General features: G+C 65.7%; 2 protein-coding genes and 1 pseudogene. 2 read left to right on the forward strand and 1 reads right to left on the reverse strand.

Annotation, left to right across the window (positions count from 1 at the left end):
* Window positions 1–102: 102 nt before the first annotated feature.
* Window positions 103–2,250, reverse strand: coding sequence for a TonB-dependent receptor (locus DM995_RS02975; RefSeq protein WP_116968444.1), 2,148 nt, complete (start codon window positions 2,248–2,250; stop codon window positions 103–105).
* A gap of 268 nt (window positions 2,251–2,518) precedes the next feature.
* Here DM995_RS02975 and acs point away from each other — a divergent pair.
* Together acs and DM995_RS21635 are read left to right on the forward strand one after the other, a co-directional pair.
* Window positions 2,519–4,446: pseudogene (gene acs / locus DM995_RS02980) on the forward strand (acetate--CoA ligase).
* Window positions 4,447–4,552: 106 nt separating this feature from the next.
* The gene (locus DM995_RS21635) at window positions 4,553–4,777 is read left to right on the forward strand and encodes a hypothetical protein (RefSeq protein ID WP_023836996.1); all 225 of its coding nucleotides are present in this window, start codon (window positions 4,553–4,555) and stop codon (window positions 4,775–4,777) included.
* The last annotated feature ends 8 nt before the right edge of the window (window positions 4,778–4,785 follow it).

Raw genomic sequence — 4,785 nt, forward strand, 5'->3', positions numbered from 1 at the left:
CCACCGCTGACCTGCGGCCAGCGGTCCCCCTCCCCGAGACAAGCTCGGGGAGGATTTTGACCCTCGTCACCCCTCCCGCAAGCGGGGGGGGGAGAGTGTTGATCAGAAGCTGAAGCGCGCCGACACGCGGAAATCGCGGCCGCCCAGCGGCGCGAAGTCCTTGGTGAAGCTGGCGGCGCGGCGGCCGACCACGTCGAAGATGTTGTTCGCCGATGCGATCAGCGTCACCCCGCGCGCCGCGCCGAAGGGCTTCCACGAGGCGCTGGCATTGACCAGCGTGAAGCCCTCGGTCGGCGTCTCGAAATTGGCGTTACGCTCCTGGTCGTCGAACCATTCGACCTCGGCGCGCAGGTTGAGCACATCGCTCTGCGCCTCGAGCCCGCCGAGCAGGCGCAGTGGCGGAATGCGAGGCACTGGGCCGAGACCGTCGAGCGAGGCATGGACATAGTCGGCGACGCCATCGGCGATGAACTTGAACGATCCGGCGCGCGCGAACACCACCGACGCTTCGGCTTCCACGCCGTAATATTTTGCATCGTTCTGGATGAACTGGAAGACAGGGAGCTCGTCCTCCTCCAGCCCGGTCGGCACGTCGATGATGAAATCGTCGAAGCGGTTGTAGAAGCCGGTCAGCGACAGGTTCACGTCCGGGGTCGAATAGCGGATATAGGCCTCGCCGCCCCAGCTCTTCTCGGTGGTGAAATCGGGATTGCCGATCTCGAACGCCTGCGTGGCGATGTGCGGGCCGTTGGAGAACAGCTCTTCGGCCGCCGGCGCGCGCTGGGCGCGGTTGAGGTTCACGCCGATGCGCAATTGGTCGGTCGGCAGATAGGCGAGGCCCGCCGCGAACGAATAGGAATTGAAGCGGCGCTCGACGCCGACATCCTGCGACTTGACCACGACGCGGTCATAGCGCCCCGCACCCTCGATCTCGATCTGGCCCAGCCGCACTTCTTGCAGCGTGAAGATGCCGACCTGATCGGTCGTGTTCGGCGGCACGAAGGCTTCGGCGCCGATCGCACTGAAATCGCGGTGCACATACTGGACGCCGCTCGCGCCGCGCCAGCCGCCGCGCTCGCGCTGGACGAGTTCGAGCCGCGATTCGATGCCATTGTTGCGGAACACGGTGCCGACTTCGTCACCCTCGAACTCGGTCTGCTTGAAATCGGCATAGGCGGCGCGCAGGCGCAGCGCCTCGAAGAACCCGGGCAGATCGACCTGACCGCGGAAATCGACCTTGATCTGGTCGAGCCCGATCGTGACGGGGCCTTCCTCTTCCTCCCCGCCGGCGCCGCCCTCTTCCTCTTCACCATGATGATGGCCCGCGCCGGGACGCTCGGGTACGCCATAGAGGCTGTTGTAATAGCTACCCGAAATGCCGAAGCTGCCACCTTCGCCGATATAGGCCAGGCCCGCGCCGAAGCTGTAGGTCTCGGTGCCGGTATTGGTAATGCGACCGCGCAGGCCCGCGAGTTCCTCGGCCTCTGCCGCTTCTTCGAGATTGCCCTCGGCGCGTTCTTCCGCTGCGATCTCGCGCTGCTCGGCGCGCAGCGCGGGGGAAAGCACGAAGCCGCCGACCTCGAGATCGTCCGACTTGCGATAGCTGCCGTCAATATGCAGCACCAGCTTGGAGGTCAGCGGAACGTCGAGGCTGGCGCCGATGCTGCGCTCGTCCGCCGCCGACCCATAGGTGGCCAGCGCATCGAAATGGAACGGCTCTTCGGGCACCTCGCGCGGGATGCGCTTGTCGATCGCGTTGACCGCGCCGCCGACCGCCTGGCCGCCGAACAGCAGCACCGCGGGACCGCGCAGCACCTCGATCCGGTCGAGGATGATTGGCTCGACGGTGACGCCATGATCAGGCGAGGTGTTGGACACGTCGATCGTGCCGATGCCGTCGGTGAGCACGCGGATGCGCTCGCCCTGAAAACCGCGCAGCACCGGGCGCGACGCGCCGGGGGTGAAGCTGGTCGCCGACACGCCGGGCAGCTTGGTCAGCGCATCGCCGATCTGCGCCCGCGCCTCGCGCGCCAGCGTGTCGCCCGAAATTTCGGACGTGCCCGCCAGAATGCTGAGATCGCGCACGAACGGCGCGGTGACGATGATGCCGCCGTTGCGGTGGAAATCATCGTCATCGGTGGACGCGGTCTCGTCCGGCTGGCTGGTCTGCTGCGCCAGCGCGGGAAGGGGGGCCAGCAGGGCGGTGGCGACCGAAAGCGACGAAGTGACGGTAAGAAGCGTGCGACGCATGTTCTGTGATGCTCCCTGGGGGACTGTCAGTAAAAGGAAGGGGCTGCCTTTGCTCGGCAGTCTGTGTCCGCCATTTCCCGCGCGGGCCGTGCGGCCCAGCGTCGGAAGCGGCAGATTCGGCCGTCCGGCTAGCACTCGTGTAATGTTATATCAATCGCAATTTGACTAAAGCGTGACAGTTTGCGACGGGTTGCTCGTGCAGGTGCGCTGGGGCAGAAAGGGTACGATCGGCGGCAGGCAAGGCCGCACCCCATCGAGGACACTCATGATGACCCAAGACACCGCCGCCGAGCCGCTGATCGCCGCGCCCGAGGATGCACAGACCTGGTGCACGCCGGCGCAATATGCGGAGCTGCATGCGGCCTCTCTGCGCGATCCCGATGGCTTCTGGGCGCTGCAGGCGGATCGGATCGACTGGATGGTCAAGCCCGCGCATGTCGATCGCTCGAGCTTCGATCCGGTGCGCATCCGCTGGTACGACGATGGCGAACTCAACCTATGCTACAACGCGGTCGACCGGCATGTGCTGGCGGGGCATGGCGCGGATACGGCGTTCATCTGGGAAGGCGACACTCCCGGCGACGTCCGTTCGCTGAGCTATGACGCACTGCTCGCCGAGGTACAGCGTTTCGCGAGCACGCTGACCGCGCTCGGCGTCGGCAAGGGCGACCGGGTGACGATCTATATGCCGATGGTGCTCGAAGGCGCGATCGCGATGCTCGCCTGCGCGCGGATCGGCGCGATCCATTCGGTGGTGTTCGGCGGTTTCTCGCCCGAGGCGCTCGCCGGAAGGATCGAGGATTGCGCGAGCCGTTTCATCGTCACCGCCGATGCCGGGATGCGCGGTGGCAAGACGGTGCCGCTCAAGGCGAATGTCGACGCTGCGCTCGCCGATCACGGCATCAGCGTCGATGCGGTGCTGGTGGTGCGCCACACCGGCGCGGACATCGCGATGACCGAAGGGCGCGACCATTGGTATCACGAACTGTCGGTAACCGTGCCTGCGACCTGTCCCTGCGAGCCGATGGGCGCGGAGGATCCCCTGTTCATCCTCTATACCTCGGGATCGACCGGCAAGCCCAAGGGCGTGCTGCACACCACCGGCGGCTATGCGGTCTGGGTTGCGACGACCTTCCACTATGCCTTCGATTACCGGCCGGGCGAGGTTTACTGGTGCACCGCCGATATCGGCTGGGTCACCGGGCACAGCTATTCGGTCTATGGTCCGCTGCTCAACCGCGCGACCAGCCTGTTGTTCGAAGGCGTGCCCAACTATCCCGATCACAGCCGCTTCTGGGACATGTGCGAACGGCATGGCGTGAACATCTTCTACACCGCGCCCACCGCGATCCGCGCGCTGATGCGCGAGGGCGAGGCGCCGATCGAGAAGCACGACCTGAGCGCGCTGCGCCTGATCGGATCGGTGGGCGAGCCGATCAATCCCGAGGCCTGGCGCTGGTACCGCCGCACCGTTGGCAAGACACCTTGTGGCCGACCGAGACCGGCGGGATCATGATCACGACGCTGCCGTATGCGCATGCGATGCGGCCGGGCAGCGCGGGCCTGCCGTTCTTCGGCATCCGGCCCGAACTGGTCGATGCCGATGGCAACATTCTCGAGGGCGCTACCGAGGGCAATCTGTGCATCGCGGGGTCGTGGCCCGGTCAGGCGCGCACCGTCTATGGCGATCACGAGCGCTTCGTGCAGACCTATTTCAGCACCTACAAGGGCAAGTATTTCACCGGCGACGGCTGCAAGCGCGACGAGGACGGATACTATCGCATCACCGGCCGCGTCGACGATGTCATCAACGTTTCGGGCCATCGCATGGGCACGGCGGAGGTCGAGAGCGCGCTGGTGCTCCATCCGCGCGTTGCCGAGGCCGCGGTGGTCGGCTTTCCGCACGACATCAAGGGGCAGGGCATCTATTGCTACGTCACGCTCAATGTCGGCGAGACCGCCGATGATGCGCTGGCGGCGGAATTGAAGGCGTTGGTGCGCAAGGAGATAGGGCCGATCGCGACGCCCGACCATCTGCACTTCACGCCAGCGCTGCCCAAGACGCGCAGCGGCAAGATCATGCGGCGCATCTTGCGCAAGATCGCGGAGAACGACTTCGGCTCGCTCGGCGATACCAGCACGCTCGCCGATCCTTCCGTGGTCGATGCGCTGATCGAGGGGCGTAAGGCCGTCTGAAACCGCTGGTCAGTCGCACCGCGACCTGCCATATCGGGGCATCGGCTTGGCTATTTCGTCGTTCGATTTCTGCGCGAACGCAGCTTGATCCGAAAGTCCTTTCCCCATGTTGCATCTTGTTCGGGCGACCCTCGTCGTCGCCGGCCTGTTCGGGCTGGTGGCGCTGCCCTTTGTCGCAGCCATGCTGATCCTTGTCGCTATCGGCGCACCGTCCGGGCTGGTGATCGGCCTCGGCTTTCTCGCCCTGCTCGCCAGCAGCACCATGGCGGTTTCGCAGCGCGGACAGGCATTTCTGCGCCAATCGCTGCGGGGCGTGACCCGAGGCGGCTGACCGTCAGG

Source organism: Blastomonas sp. UPD001 (assembly GCF_003426715.1).
Taxonomy (GTDB): domain Bacteria; phylum Pseudomonadota; class Alphaproteobacteria; order Sphingomonadales; family Sphingomonadaceae; genus Blastomonas.